We start from the raw sequence: 22,737 nt of genomic DNA, 5'->3' as shown, positions 1-22,737 counted from the left end.
ACATAAGCCCTGAACGCGCCCGTGGGAAGCACCTCAAACCGCCCACCCTTCTTCTTGGCCCAAATACCTAGGGTTAGCCCGGTACGGGCGAGGGGGCAGCGCCCCCCTTTGCTTAGCCCTTCAGCGCCGCAAGCGCCTGCGTCAGATCCAGCGCCCCGTCATAGATCGCCCGCCCCGAGATCGCGCCCGCGATCACGCCGGTGTCGCGCAGGGCGATCAGGTCGGGCAGCGACGACACGCCACCCGAGGCAATCACCGGGATCGAGACGGCGCGGGCCAGCGCCTCGGTCGCCTCGATATTCGGGCCGGTCATCGCGCCGTCGCGCATGATGTCGGTGTAGATGATCGCGGCCACGCCCGCGTCCTCGAAGCTGCGCGCCAGATCGGTGACCATCACGTCGGTCTCCTCGGCCCAGCCTTTCGTCGCCACGCGGCCGTTGCGGGCGTCGATGCCCACGGCGACCTGGTTCGGGAAGGCGCGTGCAGCCTCGCGCACGAGGGCGGGGTTTTCGACCGCGACGGTGCCCAGGATCACGCGGGCAAGGCCCTTGTCGAGCCAGCGCTCGATCGTCGCCATGTCGCGGATGCCGCCGCCAAGCTGGGCGGGCACCTTGATGCGCGCCAGGATCGCCTCGACCGCGGCGGCATTGACCGGTTCACCGGCGAAAGCGCCGTTCAGGTCTACCAGATGCACCCATTCGCAGCCTGCAGCCTCGAATTTCGCGGCCTGCGCGGCCGGGTCGTCGCCGAACACGGTGGCCTTGTCCATCTCGCCATGGAGCAGTCGCACGCATTGGCCGTCTTTGAGGTCGATCGCGGGGTAGAGGATCATCGGTATCTCCTTCGTCTTGCGGGCCTCTTGCCACGCGATTTCCCTTCGGGCAAGGCGCGGCGGTGCAACGCCACGTCATTCTTGCCGTGAATCGACGCCCATGCCCTCCTGCGCGCGGAGTTTTGGAGGAGACACCATGAAAACCACTCTTCTTGCGGCGGCACTTGCGCTGGCCGCAGGCACCGCTTTCGCCGACCCGATCGAGGGGCTGTGGCAGACCCAGCCCGATGACGGCGCATTCGCCCATGTGAAGATCGCCCCCTGCGGGGAGAATTACTGCGGCACCATCGTGCGCACCTTCAAGACCGAGGGGGAATACGCCTCGCCCAACCTCGGCAAGGCCATCGTGATCGACATGACGCCGAAGGGCGGGGGCGCTTACCAGGGGCAGGTCTGGCGGCCGTCGAACGGCAAGACATATCTGGGCAAGATCGCGCTCAATGGCGATGCGATGAAGCTGGCGGGCTGCGTGGCTGGCGGGTTGTTCTGCGCCAAGCAGAGCTGGACGAGGATCAAGTAAGTGAAAAGGGCGCCTTCGGGCGCCCTTTGCTTACGGCTTCCAGTTCAGGAAGTTCGAGATGATCCGCAGACCCACGGCCTGCGATTTCTCAGGGTGGAACTGGGTGCCCACCATATTGTCGCGCCCTACGATGGCCGTGATCGGGCCGGCATAGTCGGCGTGGGCCAGCAGGTGCTCGGGGCGTTCCACCACGAAGTGGAAGCTGTGCACGAAATAGGCGTGATCGCCGGTCTGCACGCCGTCGAGCACCGGGTGCGGGCGGTCGATCACCAGATCGTTCCAGCCCATATGTGGCACCTTCAGCGCGGCATCGGCGGGCTCGATATGGCGCACCTCGCCAGGGATCCAGCCAAAGCCTTCGGTCGGCTCAAACTCCAGCCCGCGCGTGGCCATCATCTGCATACCGATGCAGATGCCCATGAAGGGCTTGCCCTGCTGGTAGACGCCTTCCTCGATTGCCTCGAAGAGACCGGTGAACCGGTCGAGCGCGCGGCGGCAGGCCGGAAAGGCGCCGTCGCCCGGCAGCACGATCCGGTCGGCCTTGGCGACCACGTCAGGCTCCGATGTCACGACGATGGTGCCGTGACCGGCCTCATGCGCCATCCGCTCGAACGCCTTCTGGGCCGAGTGCAGGTTGCCCGAGTCGTAATCGACCAGCGCCGTGAGCATCAAAGCGCCCCTTTGGTCGAGGGCAGGATGCCGGCAGTGCGCGGATCGACCTCAACCGCCATGCGCAGTGCGCGGGCGACCGACTTGAACGCCGCCTCGGCGATGTGGTGGCTGTTGAAGCCGTGCACGCGATCGATATGCAGCGTGATGCCGCCATTGGTCGAGAGCGCTTGGAAGAACTCGCGCACCAGTTCGGTGTCGAAAGTGCCGATCTTGGGCGTGGGCATGTCGCAATTCCACACGAGGTAGGGGCGCGCCGACAGATCGAGCGCGCATTGCACCTGCGTGTCATCCATCGCGAGCGCGAAGTGGCCATAGCGGCGGATGCCCTTCTTGTCGCCAAGCGCCTTGACCAAGGCCTGGCCAAGCGCGATGCCGGTGTCCTCGACCGTGTGGTGGTCGTCGATATGCAGATCGCCCTTGGCGCGGATCACCATGTCGATCAGTGAGTGCCGGGCCAGTTGGTCCAGCATGTGATCGAAGAAACCAACGCCCGTCTGGTTGTCGTAGCTGCCAGTGCCGTCGAGATTGATCTCGACCGAAATCTCGGTTTCGGCGGTTTTCCGGGTGATGGTGGCGGTCCGCATCGTCGTCCTTCCCAAGGGGTTACGGGGCCTTATAGGCCGCGCGCGCAGGCTTGTTAAGCGTTAAGCGCCCATTGTCTGCGGGGTGTTCGGGGAAGGTCGTTTCGGGGGCGAGCTCGGGGCGGCGCCAGGTGCCACGCGCCTTGCGCGGAGGCAGATGGATGCGGGGCGCTAACCACCTGCAGAACAACAAAAAACCTCCCAGAAGGGAGGCTTTTTGTAATGGAGCGGGCGATGAGATTCGAACTCACGACCCTAACCTTGGCAAGGTTATGCTCTACCCCTGAGCTACGCCCGCGTCCTTGGGTACTGTCCGAACTGGAGCGGGCGATGAGATTCGAACTCACGACCCTAACCTTGGCAAGGTTATGCTCTACCCCTGAGCTACGCCCGCGCTACCGGTTCGGTGGAGGCGGATTTAGGGGATAGAGCGGGGGCCTGCAAGAGGAAAATTCGCGCGACCCGTGAAAAAACTTTCCCGTCCGGTCCGCACGGGGATCAGGCCAGAACCGCGGCAAGCGCCGCGGCGGCAAGCGACAGGAAGGTCAGCACCATCCCGGCGACCCGCGCGGCGAAGGGGCCGCGCCAGCCGATGGCCCATGCGTGCAGCACGCGACCCGTCAGCAGGGCTGTGCCCGCGAAATGCAGCGCCGGGGCAGGGGCCTGCGCAAGCTCGGCCATCAGGAGCAGAACAAGCCCCATCGGCGCGAATTCGGCGCAATTTCCATGCGCCCGCACGCGCCCTCGCAGCTCGGGGTCATCGCCGTCGCCCAGAGAGATTCGCTGTGCCTTGCGGTAATTGATGACCCGCGCGGAAAGCACGATGAACAGCGCCGTAAGGGGCAGGGCGTAAAGCGGTGTGATCATGGGGCCTCGCGGAAAGGAAACGGCCCGCCGTTGGGCGGGCCGTCGGGGTCATTCCAGTTCGATCAGCAGATCCTTGGCGTCGATCTGCGCGCCGGGGGTGACGTGCAGGGCTTTCACCACCGCCGTCCGGTCGGCGTGGATGCCGGTCTCCATCTTCATCGCCTCGATGGTCAGCAGCAGATCGCCCGCATGGACCTTCTGGCCAAGCGTAACCGCCACGCTTGCGACCGAGCCGGGCATCGGCGCGCCGAGGTGGTTGGCGTTGCCGGCCTCGGCCTTGGGGCGTGCCTTGGTCTGGGCCTTGACAGCCCGGTTCGGCACGCGCACCGCGCGCGGCTGGCCGTTGAGTTCGAAGAAGACCTTCACCTCGCCCGCCTCGTCGGTCTCGCTCATGGTCTGGTAGCGGATCTCGAGCGTCTTGCCGGGGTCGATCTCGGCCGAGATCTCGTGGCCCTGCTCCATCCCATAGAAAAAGACCGGGGTCGGCAGGGTGCGCACCGGGCCGTACTGGCGATGGCGGCCCATGTAGTCGAGGAAGACCTTGGGATACATCAGGTAGCCCGCCAGATCCTCGTCATCGACGTTAAAGCCATTCAACTCGGCCGAAAGCTTGGCGCGGGTTTCCTCAAGGTCCACGGCGGGCAGGTGCCTGCCCGGGCGCTCGGTCGAGGGGGTCTCGTCCTTCAGCACCTTGCGGGTGATACCCTCGGGCCAGCCGCCGGGCGGTTGGCCCAGGTTGCCGCGCAGCATGTCCACGACCGAGTCGGGGAAGGCCACGTCCTTGGCCGGGTCGAGCACGTCGGCCTTGGACAGGCCCTGCGCCACCATCATCAGCGCCATGTCGCCCACGACTTTCGAGGACGGCGTGACCTTGACGATGTCGCCAAAGATCTGGTTGGCGTCGGCATAGGCCTGCGCCACCTCGTGCCAGCGTTCCTCAAGCCCGAGGCTACGCGCCTGCGCCTTGAGGTTGGTGAACTGGCCGCCGGGCATCTCGTGCAGGTAGACCTCGGAGGCCGGGGCCTCGAGCCCGCTTTCAAATGCCGTGTACTGGTGGCGCACGCCTTCCCAGTAGTTCGACATCCGGCGGATCGCGTCGATGTCGAGGCCGGTGTCGCGCTCGGTATGTGCCAGCGCCTCGACGATCGAGCCAAGGCAGGGCTGCGAGGTGCCGCCCGAGAAGGCGTCCATCGCCGCGTCGACCGCATCCACGCCCGCATCGGCCGCCGCAAGGATCGTCGCCCCCGCGATACCCGAGGTGTCATGGGTGTGGAAGTGGATCGGCAGATCGACCTCATCCTTGAGCGCCTTGATCAGCGCCCGCGCGGCAGCGGGCTTGAGCAGGCCGGCCATGTCTTTCAGGCCCAGAACATGGGCGCCCGCGGCCTCAAGCTCCTTGGCCATGCCGACATAGTATTTTAGGTCATACTTCGCGCGGTCGGGGTTCAGGATGTCGCCGGTGTAGCAGATCGTGCCTTCGCAGACCTTCTCGGCCTCGACCACGGCATCCATGGCGACGCGCATGTTCTCGACCCAGTTCAGGCTGTCGAAGACGCGGAACACGTCAACCCCGGTGGTTGCGGCCTGACGCACGAAGAACTGCACCACGTTATCGGGGTAGTTCGTGTAGCCCACGCCGTTCGAGGCGCGCAGCAGCATCTGGGTCATGATGTTCGGCATGGCGGCGCGGATGTCGCGCAGGCGCTGCCAGGGGCATTCCTGCAAGAAGCGGTAGGCCACGTCGAAGGTCGCCCCGCCCCAGCACTCGACCGAGAAGAGGTCGCCCAAATTCGCCGCATAGGCGGGCGCGGCCTTGATCATGTCGATCGAGCGCATCCGGGTGGCCAGCAGCGACTGATGCCCGTCGCGCATCGTGGTGTCGGTCAGCAGCAGCTTCTTTTGCGCCTTCATCCAGTCGGCCACGGCCTTCGGCCCCTGGGCGTCCAGCAGATCGCGGGTGCCGGGTTGCACGGGGCCTTTCAACTCGGGCAGGCGCGGCGGCTTGGCCTCGGCGGCGGGTTTCGGGCGGCCTGCGGTCTCGGGGTGACCGTTGACCGAGATGTCGGCGATATAGGTCAGGATCTTGGTCGCCCGGTCCCGGCGCTTCTTGAACTGGAACAGCTCGGGCGTCGTGTCGATGAACTTCGTCGTGTAGCTCATGTCCAGGAAGGTCGGATGCTTGAGCAGGTTGATGACGAAGTCGATATTGGTCGAGACGCCCCGGATACGGAATTCACGCAGGGCGCGGTCCATGCGGGTGATCGTCTGCTCGGGCGTCTGCGCCCATGCGGTGACCTTGACCAGAAGCGAGTCATAGTAGCGCGTGATAACGCCCCCCGCATAGGCGGTGCCGCCATCGAGGCGAATGCCCATGCCGGTGGCCGAGCGATAGGCCGTCAGGCGGCCATAGTCGGGGATGAAGTTGTTTTGCGGGTCTTCGGTCGTCACGCGGCACTGGAGCGCATGGCCGTTCAGGCGCACGTCGGCCTGTGCGGGCACGCCGGTCGCTGCGGCCAGCGTCGCGCCCTCTGCGATCTTGATCTGCGCCTGCACGATGTCGATGCCGGTGACCTGCTCGGTCACGGTATGCTCGACCTGAACACGCGGGTTCACCTCAATGAAGTAGAACTGCTGGCTGTCCATATCCATCAGGAATTCGACGGTGCCTGCGTTCTGATAGCCGACCGCGCGGCCGATCTTGAGCGCAAGCTCGCAAACCTCGGCGCGCTGTTCGGCGCTCAGATAGGGGGCGGGCGCGCGCTCGACGACTTTCTGGTTGCGGCGCTGCACGGTGCAGTCGCGCTCATAGAGATGATAGAGATCGCCATGCGTGTCGCCCAGAAGCTGCACCTCGACGTGGCGCGCGCGCAGGATCATCTTCTCCAGATAGCCCTCGCCGTTGCCAAAGGCGGCCTCGGCCTCGCGGCGGCCTTCTCGGACCTTTTCGATCAGCTCATCGGGGCCCAGGATCGGGCGCATGCCGCGACCGCCGCCGCCCCAGCTGGCCTTGAGCATCAGCGGATAGCCGATCTCGGCGGCTTCCGACTTGATCGCGTCGAAATCGTTGCCCAGCACTTCGGTTGCGGGGATGACCGGCACGCCCGCCGCGATCGCCACGCGCCGCGCCGAGGCCTTGTCGCCAAGGGCGCGCATGGTTTCGGCCTTGGGGCCGATGAAGGTGATGCCCGCCTTGGCGCAGGCCTCGACGAAATCGGGGTTCTCGGACAGCAGGCCGTAGCCGGGGTGGATCGCATCCGCACCCGATTCCCTGGCGACCCGGATGATCTCGGGGATGCTGAGGTAGGCGCCGACCGGGCTGAGGCCTTCGCCAATGCGATAGGCTTCGTCCGCCTTGAAGCGGTGCAGGCTGAGCTTGTCTTCCTCGGCATAGACCGCGACGGTCTTCTTGCCCAGCTCGTTCGCGGCACGCAGCACGCGGATGGCAATTTCGCCCCGGTTGGCGACCAGAATCTTACGGAACATGGCAGTTCTCCCCCGTCTTGATGGCGCAAACCCTAGCCCTGCTGCGGTGCAGCGCAAGAAAAAATTGCGAAATTGAGCAAATTAACTGACCAATTTCCGCCGTTTTGCAAAGTTTACCGCCGCGTGGGGGAGGTGAATAGACCATGAACGACGTAACCCGCGCTATTGCGACACGCCCGGCGCTATTGACAGTGCGCCGACCACACGGGCAAGCAAGGCGCATGATAGATTTGCGCCCCGTGGGCTACATCATCGGATTGCTTGCAGCGGTTCTGGGGTTGGCGATGCTGATTCCGGCTCTGGTCGATTACATGTCGGGGGACGAGCACTGGCGCGCCTTCGTCGAGGCCGCGATCATCAGCGCAACAGCCGGTGGGCTGCTGGCGATGGCCTCGGCCAGCGGAATGCGACAGATGCTGACTATTCCGCAAAGCTTCCTGATGACGGCGACCGTCTGGGCGATCCTGCCAGCCTTCGGGGCCTTGCCCTTCATGATCGGCGCGCCGGGGCTGAGTTTCACCGACGCCTATTTCGAGGCGATGTCCGGCCTGACGACCACCGGCACCACGGCGATCCCCGAACTGGATGCGCTACCCGCGGGCGCGAACCTGTGGCGGGGCATCCTGCAATGGCTGGGTGGTCTGGGGATCATCATCGTGGCGATGATTTTCCTGCCGGTGATGAAGGTCGGCGGGATGCAGTTCTTCCGCTCGGAAGGCTTTGACACCTTGGGCAAGATCCTGCCGCGCGCCATGGATATCTCGCGCGCGCTGATCCGCATCTATGTGGGGCTGACGCTGGCCTGCGCGCTGGTCTATGGCGCGCTTGGAATGACGACCTTCGACGCGGCGGTGCACGCGCTGACCACGGTATCGACCGGCGGTTTCTCGAATTATGATGCCAGCTTTGCGGTCTATACCGGGGCGCCGGAATATGCGGCCTCGGTCTTCATGCTGCTGGCCGCCATGCCGTTCATCCGTTTTGTCCAGATGGCGCAGGGAAATGTTGCGCCGCTCTGGCGCGATCCGCAGGTGCGCGCCTTCCTGCGCTGGCATGCTTATGCCATCGCGGTGATCGTGCTTTACCGGTTGTTCCGACACGAGGCCGAGTTCTGGCCTACCCTGCGCGAGGTGACGTTCAACGTCGTCTCGATTTTCACCGGGACAGGCTATGCCTCGGAGGACATCACGAAATGGGGGCATCTGGCCTTTGTCGTGCTGATCATCACCGGGCTGATCGGGGGCTGCACGTCCTCGACGGGCTGCTCGGTCAAGGTATTCCGCTACCTGATCCTGTTCGAGGCCATCAAGACCCAGATCCGGCGGTTGCACAGCCCGCATCGCGTGGCGCGCGTGAATTATTCGGGCAGGCCGGTCGAGGACGAGATCGTGAACTCGGTCATCGCGTTCTTTTCGCTGTTCATTCTGACCTTCGGCCTGCTGATCGTGGGGCTGTCGCTGACCGGTCTAGAGGCCAAGACGGCCATGACCGCAGCCTGGACCGCTATCGCCAATGTGGGGCCGGCCTGGGGGCCGGAGGTGTCGGGCAATGGCGCTATCAACGCCTTCCCCGAATCCGCCAAATGGTTGATGTCGATCGGCATGTTCCTTGGACGGCTGGAGCTGATGTCGGTCTTCGTGCTGTTGCTGCCGCGCTTCTGGCGGGCCTGAGGGGCGCGCGGCCCCCCGGCAGGGGTCACTTCCAGCAGGCGACGCGGACGGTCATGTCCTGCGCGAGTGCCGCGATATCCTCGGCCGCGATGGAACCCGAAGGTTCCGAAGCGGCGGGGGCATAGCCGTTCTCGGTCAGCCGCGCGACGATGTCGAAGCTGCGCAGGGCCTGTGCCAGATCCTCGGGCAGCAGCTTGTCGGGCGTGGCCTCGGTGGGCAGCAGCATCCCCACGACCGCGCCGGTCGTATCCAGAACCGGGCCACCCGCATCCCCTGCCAGCGTGCGCACCGCTAGACGCGCGCGGCTGGCCTCGCCGGAAAGGCCACTGATGTCGGACAGCGTGCCGAAGCTGAGCACCGGGGCCGAGAGCGCCTCGGGGTAGGAAAAGCCTGCCACGGCGATTTCTCCGCCGGGGCGCGGCTCGGCAGGCTGGAAGGCGGCGACGGCTGCCGGGGCCAGCGGCTTTTGCGGCCGCAACACGGCCAGCCCAAGCGCCTCATCGGCATAGGCCAGATCGGCCAGATGATCCTCGACCGTGATCCTCCCGCAGGCTTGCAACCCGGCGGCAGCGGTCAGCACGGCCCCATCGGCCGCGATGAAAAAGCCCGAGCGGGCGAATTCCGGGTGGCGCTGGTCCAGACCGGCCATCAACGCCGAGCGCTCCACCGCCAGAGGCTTGCCAAGGGTCGCATCCAGCGCCTTCTTGCCCTGCGGCCGGAAGCTTGCCTTCATCGCCTCTAGCACGCGCGCCATGCGGTCCGCCTGATCGGCCGGATAGACCAGCGTGAAGCCTTTGATCAGGCCGCCCGAAAGCCCGACCTGCGTATAGGAGTGGATGCGCTCGTTCTGCCCGGTCAGCAGGAAGGAGGCGCGTTCGCGCTTGCGCTCCCCCACCATGGGCACGATTTCGAGCGTCTGCATCGCGTCGTAAAGGCCGAACAGGCTGTTCTGATCGCCCTGCTGCGAGATCAGCAGCACGGTCACGCCCGAGCCGTCCTTGGCGCGGTAATGCACGAAGGGCGCATCGTAATGGTCAAACTCGATCAGCCCCAACGGCAATTCGATGGCGATCCCGGCTTCGGGTTCGTCGATGGCAGTCAGGCCAAGGGCCGCGCGCTCCGCAGCCACAGCGCCCAGAAGTTGCGCCTGCTGCGCCGAGGCCAGAACGCCGGTCGCCTCATAACCATTGGCCTGCTGCCAAGCGCCGATCGAGGCGCGGGTTCCCCGGCCAAAAGCGCCGTCGATGGTCGAACTGTAGAAGCCCTGCCATTGCAGAGCGGATTGAATTTCCATCCGCGTCGCGGCACTCAGCGCAGCCTCGAGCCTGCGGGACTCGGCCAGTGTTTCAACTGGGGCCGGTGTCTCGGCAGCGGGTGCTTCGGCTGCCGGAAACTCAACGGGGGCAGGTTTTACCGCGACGGGCGCGGCGGGTTCTGCCACCGGGGCAGGGGCCGCGCCCGCGGGCCAGAACTGCTCGCGGAAGCGGCTGCCGTTCGAGACATAGCTGTCAGGCGGGATCATCCGCTCGCCGCGCAGAACGCGCAGTTGCGAATCGGCTTCGGCCTCATCGGCATAGGGACCAAGGGCGATGGCATACCAGCCGGTAGACATCGCAAAGCCCGAGACCGCAGGCAGGATCGTGGACCAATCGCGCGCGCGCTCTTGCGCCTGGTCGAGCGTGGGGCGCGCCTCGATCTGGACCCAGGCGGGCTCCGCCCATGCGGTTCCGGTCCAGACCATCCCGGTCAGACTTGCCGCCACCACTACCGAAACCGACCTGCGCACCAATCTCATGCCTCAAAACCTCTTTCTGGCCTTCGCCTTTATGCGGGCAAGTTAGCAACTCTTGCGCCCGCGTCACCCCCAAAGCGAAGCTTTTTGCCCGCAGTGTGGCCACGCGCCCCCTTGCCCCCGTTGACCCCCGCGCGCCCCTTGCCTAGAGAGAGGGCGCTTTCAGCAAAAGGTGAGCCATGACGAAACCCGCAGCCCCCCGTTCGTTCCAGGAAATTATCCTGCGCCTTATGAACTATTGGGCGTCGAAAGGCTGCGCGGTCTTGCAGCCTTATGACATGGAAGTGGGCGCGGGCACGTTCCACCCGGCCACCACGCTGCGCGCGCTTGGCTCGCGCCCCTGGGCTGCGGCCTATGTTCAGCCCTCGCGCCGCCCGACCGACGGGCGCTATGGCGAGAACCCGAACCGCCTGCAGCACTATTATCAATACCAGGTGCTGATCAAACCGAGCCCGCCGAACCTGCAGGAACTGTATCTGGGCTCGCTCGAAGCCATCGGCATCGACCTTGATCTGCACGATATCCGCTTTGTCGAGGATGACTGGGAATCTCCGACCCTTGGCGCCTGGGGTCTGGGCTGGGAGGTCTGGTGCGACGGCATGGAAGTGTCGCAGTTCACCTATTTCCAGCAGGTCGGCGGCCATGACTGCAAGCCGGTCTCGGGCGAGCTGACCTACGGGCTTGAGCGCCTTGCCATGTATGTTCTGGGCATCGATCACGTCATGGACATGCCTTTCAATGCGCCCGAAGCGCCGATCCCGCTGCGCTATGGCGACATCTTCCGCCAGACCGAGGAAGAATACAGCCGCCACAATTTCGACGGCGCCACGACCGAGATGCTGCTGCGCCATTTCGAGGATGCCGAGGCCGAGTGCGAGCACCTGCTGGCCTTCGAGGCCGCCGATCCGAACTCGGGCAAGCGCATCGTCATGGCGCACCCGGCCTATGACCAGTGCATCAAGGCCAGCCACCTCTTCAACCTGCTCGACGCGCGCGGTGTGATCTCGGTCACCGAGCGGCAGGCCTATATCGGCCGCGTGCGCGCGCTGGCCAAGAAATGCGCTGATGCCTTCGTGCAGACCGAGGCCGGCGGCTGGACCGCCGAGGTGACGGCGTGAATGGCAAGCTGGTCGGGGGTGCGATCGTGCTGAGTGCGCTGATCACGGGGGCTGCGGTCTGGTATCTCCAGGTTTACGGCTTTTACGACAAGCTGGAGGCCACCGCGCCCGCAGCCGAGATCCGGCTGACTTCGGTCGTGACCGGCCAGCCCGAGCCGATCCTGGCCGAAGGTTTTGAGGGCATCGACGCGGACAGCTCGCCTCTGCGGTTTCGCAGCTGCTTCCGCACGCCGCTGTCGCTGGCGCTGCTGACCGAGACCTTCGAGGTCTATGAGGCGGCCACGCCGCTCAACGCGCCCGGCTGGTTCGGCTGCTTCGATGCCGCGCGCATCGGTGCCGATCTTGAGGCGGGCGCCGCGGTCGCCTTCCTCTCTGAGCATGACATCAAGCCCGGCGTTGACCGGGTCGTTGCAATCTATCCCGATGGCCGCGCCTATGCCTGGCATCAGCTGAACGACGAAGCGGAGAAGTGACATGGCTGATCTTCTAATTGAACTCTTCTCCGAGGAAATCCCCGCCCGGATGCAGAAAAAGGCCCGCGAGGACCTGAAGAAGCTGGTCACCGACGGGCTGGTCGAGGCCGGGCTGCATTACGCCCATGCCGAGGCGCTCTCGACCCCGCGCCGTCTGTGTCTGGCGATCGAGGGGCTCAGCCTCGAAAGCCCCACCCTGCGCGAGGAACGCAAGGGCCCCGCGACCAGCGCGCCGGAAAAGGCCATCGAGGGCTTCATGCGCTCGACCGGGCTGACGCTTGAACAGCTTGAAGTGCGCGACGACAAGAAGGGGCAGGTCTATTTCGCCGTGGTCGAAAAGCCCGGCCGCGCCGCGCCCGAGATCGTGGCCGAGGTGCTGGAAAAGACGATCCGCAACTTCCCCTGGCCGAAGTCGATGCGCTGGGGCGCGGGCAGCCTGCGCTGGGTGCGCCCGCTGCACTCGATCCTGTGCATCCTGACGAGCGAGGCCGGGGCCGAGGTTGTGCCGCTCGACGTGGACGGCATCGTGTCGGGCAACACCACCGAAGGGCACCGCTTCATGGCGCCGGGCCGCTTCGCGGTGTCGAGCTTTGACGATTACGCCGCCAAGCTGAAAGCCGCCAAGGTCGTCCTCGACAGCGCCGAGCGCGAAGAGATGATCTGGCACGAGGCCAAGACGCTGGCCTTCGCGCGCGGGCTTGAGCTGGTCGAGGATGCCGGCCTGCTGGCCGAGGTTGCCGGGCTGGTCGAGTGGCCCGTCGCACTGTTGGGCGACATTGCCGATGAGTTCCTGGCGCTGCCGCCCGAGGTGCTGCAAACCTCGATGAAGGAACATCAGAAATTCTTCTCGGTGAAGAACCCCAAGACCGGCCGGATCGAGGGCTTCGTCACCGTCGCCAACCGCGAAACCGCCGATCATGGCGCGACGATCCTCAAGGGCAACCTCAAGGTGCTCTCGGCGCGTCTGTCGGATGCCAAGTTCTTCTGGGAACACGATCTGCGCATCGTCAAGACCGAGGGGCTGGAGGGCATGGGCGCGGGCCTGGCCAACGTGACCTTCCACAACAAACTGGGCAGCCAGGCCGCGCGGATCGAACGCATCGAGGCGCTGGCGCGCGAGATCGCGCCGCTGGTTGGCGCCTCACCCGATCTCGCGGCCGAGGCGGCGCGGGTGGCCAAGGCCGACCTGCGCTCGGCCATGGTGGGGGAATTCCCGGAACTTCAGGGGCTTATGGGCAGCTATTACGCCCGCGCGGCGGGACTGCCCGAGGCCGTCGCCGTAGCCTGCAAGGGCCACTATTCGCCGCTTGGCCCCTCGGATGAAGTCCCGAGCGAGCCGGTGACCGTGGCCGTGGCGCTGGCCGACAAGATCGACACGCTGACTGGCTTCTGGGCCATCGACGAGAAGCCCACGGGCTCGAAAGACCCCTTCGCCCTGCGCCGCGCAGCGCTTGGGGTGATCCGGCTGGTGCTCAGCCAGCAGTTCAGAGCGAACCTCGGGCCGCTGCTTTCAGAGCATTTTGTGTCCGTCGACGGATCTCGAAATGAAGCCGCCGGTGGTTTGGGCGGGACATACACACTTCTCGTGCCGGATGCTTCCGGGAGGAAGCTGGACGTGAGGGCGCTAGACCTCCTCTCGTTCTTCCACGACCGTCTCAAGGTCCACCTGCGCGACGAGGGCATTCGTCACGACGTGATCGACGCGGTGCTGGCGATGCCCGGCTCGGATGACCTGACGCTGGTCGTCAAGCGGGCCGAGGCGCTTTCGGCCTTCCTCAAGACCGAAGATGGCGGCAACCTGATCCAGGGCTTCAAGCGCGCCAATAACATCCTGTCTCAGGCCGAGGCCAAGGACGGGGTTGAATACAGCTTTGGTGCCGACGCCAAATTCGCCGAAAGCGATGAGGAACGCGCGCTGTTCGCCGCGCTCGACGCCGCCGAGGCCGCCATTGGCCCCGCGATGCAGGCCGAGGAATTCGGCGCCGCCATGGGCGCCATGGCCGCCCTGCGCGCCCCGATCGACGCGTTTTTCGAAGCCGTTCAGATCAACTCGGACAATGAGATCGTGCGCCGCAACCGGCTCAATCTGCTCTCGCGCATCCGGCAGATTTGCCTGAGCGTGGCCGATCTGACCCGTATCGAGGGTTGAGCCTTTCGTTCCGGCCGTGCCCTTACGGCAACGGCCGGAACGCCGCCTTTGCCCGTCATCCGATTGTCGCACTTGCGTGGGGCGGATTTCCGCCTATTCTGCACGGGGTTTAGGGGCGCGCTGCAATGCAGAAACATGAAGAACTTGAAGACTTTGTCGAGCTTTCGCCGGGTGCGGACGTTATGGTTGCGCGCCACGGCTGGCGCGCAAAGTGCCTTCAGCGCCTGATCCGGCTTGATCTGCCGGTGCCGCGCACCATTGCGCTTCCTTGCGAAACCGTGCGCGCCATCGCCTCGGGGCAGATGCCCGACACCCGAGCCATTGCCGCGTCCTTCGGGCCGAATTTCCTGGTTTCGGTGCGCTCCAGCCCCGAGAACCCCGAATGGGGCGGGCCGGGGACGGTGCTGAACGTCGGGATGAACGACCTTGTGCAGAAGGACCTGATCGAGAGCCATGGGCGCGAGGCGGCCGATGCGCTCTATCTGCGCTTCGTGCAGAATTACGCGACCCACGTGGCGCGACTCGATCCCGACATGTTCCACGATGATCCGGGTCCGGACGCGTTGTCGCGGGCGCTGGCGGCCTATGAGGCCGAGATGGACGAGCCTTTCCCGCAAGATCCCGCGCGCCAGATGGGCGAGGTGCTGCGCTCGATGGCCCGCGCCTGGGAGGGCACCACCGCGCGGCTTCTGCGCCAGGCCAAGGGCGCGCCGGTCGATGCCGTTCTGGGGCTGGTCGTGCAGGAGATGGCGCTTGGGATCGGTCCGGGGCTGTCAGGCTCGGGGACCATGCAATTCGTGGATTCCGTCACCGGCGGGCCGCGCATCACCGGCCGCTTCAGGGGCCAGAGCCAGGGCCGCAAGGCCGCTGTCGAGACGCTTTATCTGACCCGCGACCCGCGCGGGGCCTCGCTGGAGGAAGCCTCGCCCGAGGTGTTCGAGGATCTCAAGCGATACGGCAATGCCTGCCGCGAGCGTCTGCGCGAGGAGATGCAGCTGGAATTCGCGGTCGAGGGCGGCGCGGTCTCGATCATTGACGCTGTGCGGGTGCAACGCTCCTCGCGCGCGGCGGTCAAGATCGCGGTGGCGCTGGCCGAAGATGGTGTGATCTCGCGCGAGGATGCGCTGCTGCGCGTCGAGCCGCGGGCGCTGTCGGAACTGCTGCACTATCAGGTCGATCCGCGCGCCCCGCGCGACCGGATCGCGCGCGGGATTGGTGCCTCTCCGGGTGCCGCGACCGGCAAGATCGTGTTTACCGCCGCTGCCGCGCAGGCTTCGGCTGCGCGGGACGAGCCCTGTATCCTCGTGCGTCGCGAGACCGTGCCTGAAGACATCCGCGGGATGCACGCCTCGGTCGCGGTGCTGACCGAGCGCGGGGGTATGACCTCGCACGCGGCGGTGATCGCGCGTGGCCTCGGGCTACCCTGTATCGTTGGCTGTGCCGATATTCAGATCAACCCGCGCGAACGTGTCTTCCGTGGCCCTGCCGGGCGCATCTTCCGCGAGGGAGAGGTGATCACCATCGACGGCACCAACGGCGAGGTTCTGGTTGGCGCAGCCGAGATGCTTGAGCCCGCGCTGGACGACGGGTTCCGCACCCTGCTGCACTGGGCCGACAACGTGCGCGATATCGGTGTGCGCGCCAATGCCGATACGCCTGACGATGCCCGCACCGCCCGCATGTTCGAGGCCGAAGGGATCGGCCTTGCGCGGACCGAGCATATGTTCTTCGACGAAGACCGTCTGACGGTGATGCGCGAGATGATCTTTGCGGATACCGCCAATGACCGGCGTGTGGCCTTGGAGCGGTTGTTGCCCATGCAGCGCGCGGATTTCACGGCTCTGTTCGATATCATGGCTGGCCTGCCGGTCTGCATTCGTCTGTTCGACCCGCCGCTGCATGAGTTCCTGCCGCATGACCGCGAGGGGATGCGCGAATTGGCCGAGGCGCTGGATCGCCCGCTCTCCGAAGTGACCCGCCGCGTGGAAGCGCTGAGCGAGTTCAACCCAATGCTGGGGATGCGCGGCGTTCGCCTGGGTGTGACTGTTCCCGAGATCTACGACATGCAGGCCCGCGCGATCTTCGAGGCAACGGTCGAAGCCAGTCGCCGGGGTGCCCCGGTTGTGCCCGAGGTGATGATCCCGCTGGTTTCCGCCGCGCGCGAGGTCGAGATCGTCAAGGCCCGGATCGATGCGGTCGCCTCTGCCGTCAAGATGGAGATGAAGGCTGAGTTCACCTATCGCCTTGGCGTCATGGTGGAAACGCCGCGCGCCGCCCTGCGCGCCGGTGAGATCGCCGAGCACGCCCATTTCCTCTCTTTCGGCACCAACGACCTGACGCAGATGACCTATGGCCTCTCGCGCGATGACGCGGGGCGCTTCATGTCCACCTATGTCAATCAGGGCGTCTATGCCGAGGATCCGTTCCACATTCTCGACGTCGAGGGTGTGGGGGAGTTGTTGCTTATCGGGGCAGGGCGCGGCCGCTCCTCCAGTCCGGAGATCACCATCTCGGTCTGTGGCGAGCATGGCGGCAACCCTGAATCGATCGCCTTCTGCCGGGCGGCGGGCTTCGACTATGTGTCCTGCTCGCCCTTCCGGGTGCCGGTGGCCCGGCTGGCGGCGGCGCATTTCGCGCTGCTCGCACCGAAGAGCAGAGACGGTTTCTGATTGTAGAAAAACCCTCCAAAACCACTGGCGTTCACAAAATCTTGTGGGTATCTGTTGGACATGGTTCGTGAAAGCGAATCACCTCCCCCTATAGGCAAGAATCCGCCACTTTTGTGGCGCTGGCCGATTATTTTCTAATCAACGGGTAGACATCTCTACCCGTAAGGGCTAACGCGTGCCCGTCGCGGCTTCGGCCGGGGCGATTGTCCTTATCGGAAGATAAACATGTCAGTGCTGAAAAGCTGGACGGGGGGCGCTGTTGTCCTCCTGGCCCTTGCCGGAGGCTTGCGTGCCGAAGTTACGGTAAGCCAGTCGAATGATCCCTCGGGGATGCCAGCCCAGGGGCTGGTTTCGATGCTGGTGCAGGAGCGCTCGGGTCTGGGCGCACTCTCGGCGAGTCGCATAACCGCGCTCACCACGACCCCTCGTGCGAAGGGCGCCAAAGATGCGCCGTCGCAGATCACTGCGGAGTGGCTGCAAACCCAGCCCGCCGCGACCGGGGGTGAGCAATTCCAATGCCTTGCCAAGGCTGTCTACCACGAGGCTCGCGGCGAGGGCGTCGACGGGCAGGTGGCCGTAGCCGAGGTTATCCTTAACCGCGTAGACGATCCGAAGTTTCCCAAGACGGTTTGCGGCGTTGTCCATCAGGGCAACAGCCGGGGATGCCAGTTCAGCTGGGTCTGTGATGGCAAGTCGGACGCGATCCGCAACGCCGCTGTCTACGCCTCCATCGAAAAGATCGCCCGGGCGATGCTGGATGGCGCGCCCCGCGATCTGACGGACGGCGCGACCTACTTCCACACGCCCGCCGTGCGCCCCTCCTGGTCCAAGCGTTTCGTCAAGACTGCGCGGATCGGGGCGCATATCTTCTACCGCGCGCCGCTGCAGACCGCCTCGAACTGAGGTCGCGAACAGCCGCTGGCGTGACGTTTCGGGGTGGGCCTTGGCCCACCCTTTTTCTATAGTCCCGCCGAACGGAACGGAGCGCCCAGTGACCAGCGATATTTCCCTTGCCTTTGCCCATCCCGAGGAGCGGGCGCTGGCCTCGGCGACGGCGGATCCGCGCGACCGCATCAGCCTGCGCGACCATATCGTCAGCGCCGATATCGGGGCGTTCCAGCAGGAACGCGGCCACACGCAGCGTCTGCGCTTCAACGTCGTGGTCGAGGTGCGCGCCGCGCCGACGCCGCTTGAGGATGATGTCGACCGCATCCTGTCCTACGACCGGATCACCGAGGCGATTGCCTCAGAACTGGCCGAAGAACGTCTTAACCTTTTGGAAACGCTGGCCGAGCGCGTGGCCGAACGTATTCTGGCCGAACCTCAGTCAATGCGCGTCTTCGTGCGGATCGAAAAACTCGATCGCGGCCCCGGCGCGCTTGGCGTCGAGATCGTGCGCTCGCGCGTCGGCCTGCCGGTGCAAACAAGCGACGAGCACGGTGCCGAGGCGCTGCATCCCGTTGTGGCCTACCTGTCGAACGCGGCGATTGCGGCCGAGGATCTGGGTGCGCGGCTCGACGCGCTTCAGGCGGGTGGAGCGCCGGTGATCCTGACGGTCGGTCTGCCCGATCTGGCGCTGCCCGAGACTGGCCAACGCCCGACGCAGCGCCGTATCGACCTGCTGGCGATCGAACAGAACGCCTGGGTTCTGGCCGCGCGCGATCCGCGCTGTGTCGTCGTCGCGACCCGGACCGAGATCGACTGGGCGATGAAACATGGCCAGATGGTCGTCTGGGCGCCCACGAAGATCGTGCTCGATGCCGTGGATGGCCCGAAGGGCTCGGCGCGTGACGCGGTGGCGCTGTCGCTGTGGCTGGCCGAACAGATGGCCGCCGAGCGGCTGGAGCTTCACGGGGATGTTTCAGTTCCGGCAGGAAGCCGCGTGCCGGTGCTGCGCAAGGCGCTCTGAGCCTTGCCAAGGCCGGGCGCTTGCGCTCAAAGGGGCGCATGGAAAAGCTCTATTATCGTCCGCTTGTTCAGACCGATGCCGCGCGCCCCGATGAGGCGCTGACCCTTGCCGGCGGCTGGGGCTGGTTCACCGAGGTCGAGCAGATCGCCCGTGGCGGCGCGCGTGAGATCATCCCCGCCGCGCATCTGCCCTTTGACGTGGCCGAGCGCCTGACCGCGCGCCGTGCGCCCGTGGCGGGTCTGGGCATGGAAAGCCCCAAGATCATGGGCATCTTGAACCTGACGCCCGACAGCTTCTCGGACGGCGGGCGTTTTGACGAATTCGACGCCGCGCTGGAACGTGCCGAGGCGCTGATCGCGGCAGGCGCGGATATTCTCGACATCGGCGGCGAATCCACCCGACCCGGCGCGCAGGAAGTGCCCGAGGACGAGGAAATTGAGCGCACCGCACCGATCATCGCGGCGCTGCGCGATGAAGGTCTCTCGGCCCCGATTTCCATCGACACCCGCAAGGCAATGGTGGGCGATGCGGCGGTTGAGGCCGGGGCGGATATGCTCAACGACGTCTCGGCGATGGAGTTTGACCCGGCGATGGCGGAACTGGCCGCGATCACCGGCCTGCCGATCTGCCTGATGCATGCCCAAGGCTTGCCCGAAACCATGCAGGACGACCCGAGCTATGGCGATGTGCTGCTCGACGTCTATGACTACCTGGAAGAGCGCATTGAGTTGGCCGAGGCCAGCGGCATTCTGCGCGACCGGATCGTGGTCGATCCCGGTATCGGTTTTGGCAAGACGCTCCAGCACAATCTGACGCTCTTGCGCGGGTTGAGCCTGTTCCACGCGCTTGGCTGCCCGATCCTGCTCGGGGTGTCGCGCAAACGCTTCATTGGCACGATTGGTGGGGCCGATGCGGCCGATGCTCGTGCACCCGGAACCCTGGCGGTCACGCTGATGGGGCTAGGGCAGGGCGCGCAGATCCACCGCGTGCACGATGTGGCCGAAATCGCGCAGGGGCTGCGGCTCTGGCGTGCCATAACAGAGGGTTACGAGGAATGAGCAGAAAGCTTTTCGGCACCGATGGCGTGCGCGGCGAGGCCAATAGCTGGCCGATGACCGCCGAGATGGCGCTGCGTCTTGGCGCGGCGGCGGGGCGTTACTTCCGTCAGGACAGCTCGGACCGGCATCGCGTGGTGATCGGCAAGGACACGCGCCTGTCGGGCTACATGCTGGAAAACGCGCTGACGGCGGGCCTGACCTCGACGGGGATGAACGTGCTGCTGCTCGGTCCGGTGCCGACGCCCGCGGTGGGCTACCTGACCCGCTCGATGCGTGCCGATCTGGGCATCATGATCTCGGCCAGCCACAACCCGGCCAAGGACAACGGTATCAAGTTCTTCGGGCCTGACGGGTTCAAGCTGTCGGATGAGGCTGAAGCAGAGATCGAGGCCATCGTCGCGGGCGAGATCCGCCTTGCACAGCCCATGAATATCGGGCGCGCCAAGCGCATCGATGACGGGCTTGGGCGCTATGTCGAATATGCCAAGACGACTTTCCCGGCGCGCGGACGGCTGAGCGGCCTCAAGGTTGTCGTCGATTGCGCGAATGGAGCTGCCTACAAGGCCGCGCCCGAGGTGCTGTGGGAGCTTGGCTGCGAGGTGATCCCTGTCGGCGTCAGCCCCAACGGGACCAATATCAATGACAAATGCGGCTCGACCTACACCCAGACCGCGGCCGAGGCCGTTGTCGCCCATGGCGCCGATTTGGGCATCGCGCTCGATGGTGATGCGGATCGGGTGATGATCCTGGATGAGACCGGGCGTGTGGCTGACGGCGACCAGATCATGGCGCTTTTTGCCAGCCGTTGGGCCGATGCCGGCCAGTTGCGGGGCGGCACGCTGGTGGCGACGGTAATGTCGAACCTCGGGCTGGAACGCTTCCTTGACGGTCGCGGCTTGCGGCTTGAGCGCACCAAGGTCGGCGATCGCTACGTCGTCGAGCGGATGCGCGAGGGTGGCTTCAACCTCGGCGGCGAGCAGTCAGGTCATATCGTGATGACTGACTATGCCACCACGGGCGACGGGCTGATGGCGGGGCTGCAGTTCCTCGCCGCGATGGCGGAAACGGGGTTGCGCGCCTCGGAACTGGTGCGGCAATTCGAGACGGTTCCGCAGTTGTTGAAGAATGTGCGGTATCAGGCCGGACAGGAGCCTCTGAGCACAGATAATGTTCGAAAAGTGATAGCGGAAGCTGAGGTCAATCTGGCTGGCAAGGGCCGCTTGCTGATCCGCAAGTCCGGCACCGAGCCGCTGATCCGCGTCATGGCGGAATGCGAGGATGAGGCGGTCCTGACCCAGGCCGTGGATGGGATCGTGGCAGCGGTCGAGGAGGCGACGGCGCGCTGATCAGCGCCTGAAGATGAACACGCCAGCGATCAGCAGCAGCCCTGCCGCCTCAAGCAGCGTCCAGACCACACCCGCCCGGCGCCAGCCTTTCGGGCCGGGCGTGGCGCGGTTCGTTCTCAGCTGGGCGCGCAGGATCGCCAGCCGATAGAAGCCGATCACCGCGCAACCTACAACAACCAGCTTGTCCAGGTTTCCCGGGGCAGCGATCGCAATGAGCATTGCCAGCATCACTAGCGCGGGCACGACCCAAAGCAGAATGCCGTAATTGCCCAGCCAGAACGTGTCGCCGGGGCTGAGGCGACCTGAAAGCAGTCGCGCAAACCATTTCGGCGTAAAGATTTTCGCGCGTTCGGCGGCAATCGCGTCGAGCTCTTTTTGCGGCATGTCCATCGGGTGTCTCCTTTGGCGGCGACCCTAGAAAGAAAAGGGGCGCCCCGCAAGGCGCCCCCGGTATTGCGAATGATCGCAGCTTAGTTGCGGGCCTTGTCGACCATCTTGCCCTTGGAGATCCAGGGCATCATGGCGCGCAGCTTAGCACCGACCTGCTCGATCTGGTGCTCGTCGTTGATGCGGCGGGTGGCCTTGAAGAAGGGCTGGCCGACGGCGTTTTCCTGCATGAAGTCACGCACGAACTTGCCGGTTTGGATGTCGGTCAGGACGTCCTTCATGGCTTTCTTGGTCTGCTCGTAGGGCAGGATGCGCGGGCCCGAGACATACTCGCCATACTCGGCGGTGTTCGAGATCGAGTAGTTCATGTTCGCGATGCCGCCTTCGTAGATCAGGTCCACGATCAGCTTCACTTCGTGCAGGCACTCGAAATAGGCCATTTCCGGCTCGTAGCCAGCTTCCACGAGGGTTTCGAAGCCCATGCGGATCAGCTCGACCAGACCACCGCACAGCACGGCCTGCTCGCCGAACAGGTCGGTTTCGCATTCCTGACGGAAGTTGGTCTCGATGATGCCCGAGCGGCCGCCACCGATGGCCGAGCAGTAGGACAGAGCGATGTCCTGCGCCTTGCCGGTCGCGTCGTTGTGGACCGCGAACAGGCACGGCACGCCGCCGCCCTTGGTGTATTCGCCGCGCACGGTGTGGCCCGGGCCTTTCGGAGCCATCATGATGACGTCGATGCCCGGCTTCGGCTCGATCAGGCCGAAGTGCACGTTCAGGCCGTGGGCGAACGCGATCGCCGAGCCTTCACGCAGGTTGTCGTGGACGTATTTCTTGTAGGTCTCTGCCTGAAGTTCGTCGGGCATGGTGAACATGATCACGTCACACCAGGCGGCGGCTTCGGCGATACCCATGACGGTCAGGCCCTCGGCTTCGCATTTCTTGGCCGAGGCCGAGCCTTCGCGCAGCGCGATGGCGACGTTCTTGGCGCCCGAGTCGCGCAGGTTCAGCGCGTGGGCGTGGCCCTGCGAGCCGTAGCCCAGAATGGCGACTTTCTTGTCCTTGATCAGGTTCACATCGCAATCGCGATCATAGTACACGCGCATGGCGGTCCTCCATTGGTTGATGGCGACAGAATAGAGATTCTTCGTCAAAACAGCGTTCAATATTTGCTAGTTTTTCCTTATGGCGATAAAAGTCATGCGCAGCTG

18 protein-coding genes and 2 tRNA genes are annotated in these 22,737 nt (G+C 65.2%); 10 read left to right on the top strand and 10 right to left on the bottom strand.

Annotated features, from left to right (window positions below; genetic code table 11):
• Nucleotides 1-112: 112 nt before the first annotated feature.
• Nucleotides 113-832 carry a 1-(5-phosphoribosyl)-5-[(5-phosphoribosylamino)methylideneamino]imidazole-4-carboxamide isomerase gene (gene hisA, locus KTQ37_RS00235; protein WP_218628458.1) on the bottom strand — a complete coding sequence of 240 codons (720 nt, stop codon included), beginning with the start codon at nucleotides 830-832 and terminating at the stop codon, nucleotides 113-115.
• 136 nt (nucleotides 833-968) lie between these two features.
• On the opposite strand from hisA, the gene KTQ37_RS00230 reads away from it, so the two are divergent.
• Nucleotides 969-1,352, top strand: a complete 384-nt coding sequence (locus KTQ37_RS00230) for a DUF2147 domain-containing protein (RefSeq protein ID WP_218628457.1) — start codon at nucleotides 969-971, stop codon at nucleotides 1,350-1,352.
• Nucleotides 1,353-1,382: 30 nt separating this feature from the next.
• On the opposite strand, the gene hisH is transcribed toward KTQ37_RS00230, so the two are convergent.
• The 6 genes from hisH to KTQ37_RS00200 all read right to left on the bottom strand — a co-directional run bounded on the left by hisH (nucleotide 1,383) and on the right by KTQ37_RS00200 (nucleotide 6,955).
• Nucleotides 1,383-2,021 carry an imidazole glycerol phosphate synthase subunit HisH gene (hisH, locus tag KTQ37_RS00225; RefSeq protein ID WP_218628456.1) on the bottom strand — a complete coding sequence of 213 codons (639 nt, stop codon included), beginning with the start codon at nucleotides 2,019-2,021 and terminating at the stop codon, nucleotides 1,383-1,385.
• Nucleotides 2,021-2,608: an imidazoleglycerol-phosphate dehydratase HisB gene (gene hisB, locus KTQ37_RS00220; protein ID WP_218628455.1), complete on the bottom strand. Its 588-nt coding sequence runs from the start codon at nucleotides 2,606-2,608 to the stop codon at nucleotides 2,021-2,023. The genes hisH and hisB overlap by 1 nt, the downstream gene beginning before the upstream one ends.
• Before the next feature lie 220 nt (nucleotides 2,609-2,828).
• A tRNA-Gly gene (locus KTQ37_RS00215) sits at nucleotides 2,829-2,903 on the bottom strand.
• A 21-nt stretch (nucleotides 2,904-2,924) separates the two neighbouring features.
• Nucleotides 2,925-2,999: transfer RNA gene (locus KTQ37_RS00210), tRNA-Gly, on the bottom strand.
• Between the two features lie 104 nt (nucleotides 3,000-3,103).
• The gene (locus KTQ37_RS00205; protein ID WP_218628454.1) at nucleotides 3,104-3,472 is read right to left on the bottom strand and encodes an MAPEG family protein; all 369 of its coding nucleotides are present in this window, start codon (nucleotides 3,470-3,472) and stop codon (nucleotides 3,104-3,106) included.
• A gap of 48 nt (nucleotides 3,473-3,520) precedes the next feature.
• Complete coding sequence (locus tag KTQ37_RS00200; protein WP_218628453.1) at nucleotides 3,521-6,955, bottom strand: pyruvate carboxylase; 3,435 nt, start codon at nucleotides 6,953-6,955, stop codon at nucleotides 3,521-3,523.
• 221 nt (nucleotides 6,956-7,176) lie between these two features.
• Between KTQ37_RS00200 and KTQ37_RS00195 the strand changes: the two genes are divergently transcribed.
• Nucleotides 7,177-8,625 carry a TrkH family potassium uptake protein gene (locus KTQ37_RS00195; protein ID WP_218628452.1) on the top strand — a complete coding sequence of 483 codons (1,449 nt, stop codon included), beginning with the start codon at nucleotides 7,177-7,179 and terminating at the stop codon, nucleotides 8,623-8,625.
• Between the two features lie 25 nt (nucleotides 8,626-8,650).
• Here KTQ37_RS00195 and KTQ37_RS00190 read toward each other — a convergent pair whose 3' ends face one another.
• Nucleotides 8,651-10,420 (bottom strand): serine protease, encoded by a 1,770-nt coding sequence (locus tag KTQ37_RS00190; RefSeq protein WP_218628451.1) that lies wholly within the window; start codon nucleotides 10,418-10,420, stop codon nucleotides 8,651-8,653.
• A gap of 176 nt (nucleotides 10,421-10,596) precedes the next feature.
• Here KTQ37_RS00190 and KTQ37_RS00185 point away from each other — a divergent pair, with 176 nt between their 5' ends.
• The 8 genes from KTQ37_RS00185 to glmM all read left to right on the top strand — a co-directional run bounded on the left by KTQ37_RS00185 (nucleotide 10,597) and on the right by glmM (nucleotide 21,139).
• On the top strand, nucleotides 10,597-11,535 hold the full coding sequence (locus KTQ37_RS00185; protein WP_218628450.1) for a glycine--tRNA ligase subunit alpha: 939 nt from the start codon (nucleotides 10,597-10,599) through the stop codon (nucleotides 11,533-11,535).
• Complete coding sequence (locus tag KTQ37_RS00180; protein ID WP_218628449.1) at nucleotides 11,532-12,008, top strand: DUF6446 family protein; 477 nt, start codon at nucleotides 11,532-11,534, stop codon at nucleotides 12,006-12,008. Before KTQ37_RS00185 ends, KTQ37_RS00180 begins: the two co-directional genes overlap by 4 nt.
• Nucleotide 12,009: 1 nt before the next feature.
• Nucleotides 12,010-14,157: a glycine--tRNA ligase subunit beta gene (glyS, locus tag KTQ37_RS00175; protein WP_218628448.1), complete on the top strand. Its 2,148-nt coding sequence runs from the start codon at nucleotides 12,010-12,012 to the stop codon at nucleotides 14,155-14,157.
• Nucleotides 14,158-14,282: 125 nt separating this feature from the next.
• Nucleotides 14,283-16,826 carry a putative PEP-binding protein gene (locus tag KTQ37_RS00170; RefSeq protein WP_218628447.1) on the top strand — a complete coding sequence of 848 codons (2,544 nt, stop codon included), beginning with the start codon at nucleotides 14,283-14,285 and terminating at the stop codon, nucleotides 16,824-16,826.
• A 225-nt stretch (nucleotides 16,827-17,051) separates the two neighbouring features.
• Nucleotides 17,052-17,729, top strand: coding sequence for a cell wall hydrolase (locus KTQ37_RS00165; RefSeq protein ID WP_218628446.1), 678 nt, complete (start codon nucleotides 17,052-17,054; stop codon nucleotides 17,727-17,729).
• 88 nt (nucleotides 17,730-17,817) lie between these two features.
• Nucleotides 17,818-18,735 (top strand): dihydroneopterin aldolase, encoded by a 918-nt coding sequence (locus tag KTQ37_RS00160; protein ID WP_218628445.1) that lies wholly within the window; start codon nucleotides 17,818-17,820, stop codon nucleotides 18,733-18,735.
• Nucleotides 18,736-18,773: 38 nt separating this feature from the next.
• Complete coding sequence (folP, locus tag KTQ37_RS00155; RefSeq protein WP_218628444.1) at nucleotides 18,774-19,793, top strand: dihydropteroate synthase; 1,020 nt, start codon at nucleotides 18,774-18,776, stop codon at nucleotides 19,791-19,793.
• The gene (glmM, locus tag KTQ37_RS00150) at nucleotides 19,790-21,139 is read left to right on the top strand and encodes a phosphoglucosamine mutase (protein ID WP_218628443.1); all 1,350 of its coding nucleotides are present in this window, start codon (nucleotides 19,790-19,792) and stop codon (nucleotides 21,137-21,139) included. Before folP ends, glmM begins: the two co-directional genes overlap by 4 nt.
• On the opposite strand, the gene KTQ37_RS00145 is transcribed toward glmM, so the two are convergent.
• Nucleotides 21,140-21,529 (bottom strand): hypothetical protein, encoded by a 390-nt coding sequence (locus KTQ37_RS00145; protein WP_218628442.1) that lies wholly within the window; start codon nucleotides 21,527-21,529, stop codon nucleotides 21,140-21,142.
• Between the two features lie 80 nt (nucleotides 21,530-21,609).
• Nucleotides 21,610-22,632, bottom strand: a complete 1,023-nt coding sequence (gene ilvC / locus KTQ37_RS00140) for a ketol-acid reductoisomerase (RefSeq protein ID WP_218628441.1) — start codon at nucleotides 22,630-22,632, stop codon at nucleotides 21,610-21,612.
• Nucleotides 22,633-22,737 lie beyond the last annotated feature (105 nt).

The organism is Sedimentimonas flavescens, assembly GCF_019264375.1.
Taxonomy (GTDB): Bacteria; Pseudomonadota; Alphaproteobacteria; order Rhodobacterales; family Rhodobacteraceae; genus Rhodobacter; species Rhodobacter flavescens.
The sequence above is the reverse complement of the archived record's forward strand: the minus strand, read 5'-3'. Positions and strand labels throughout refer to the sequence as shown.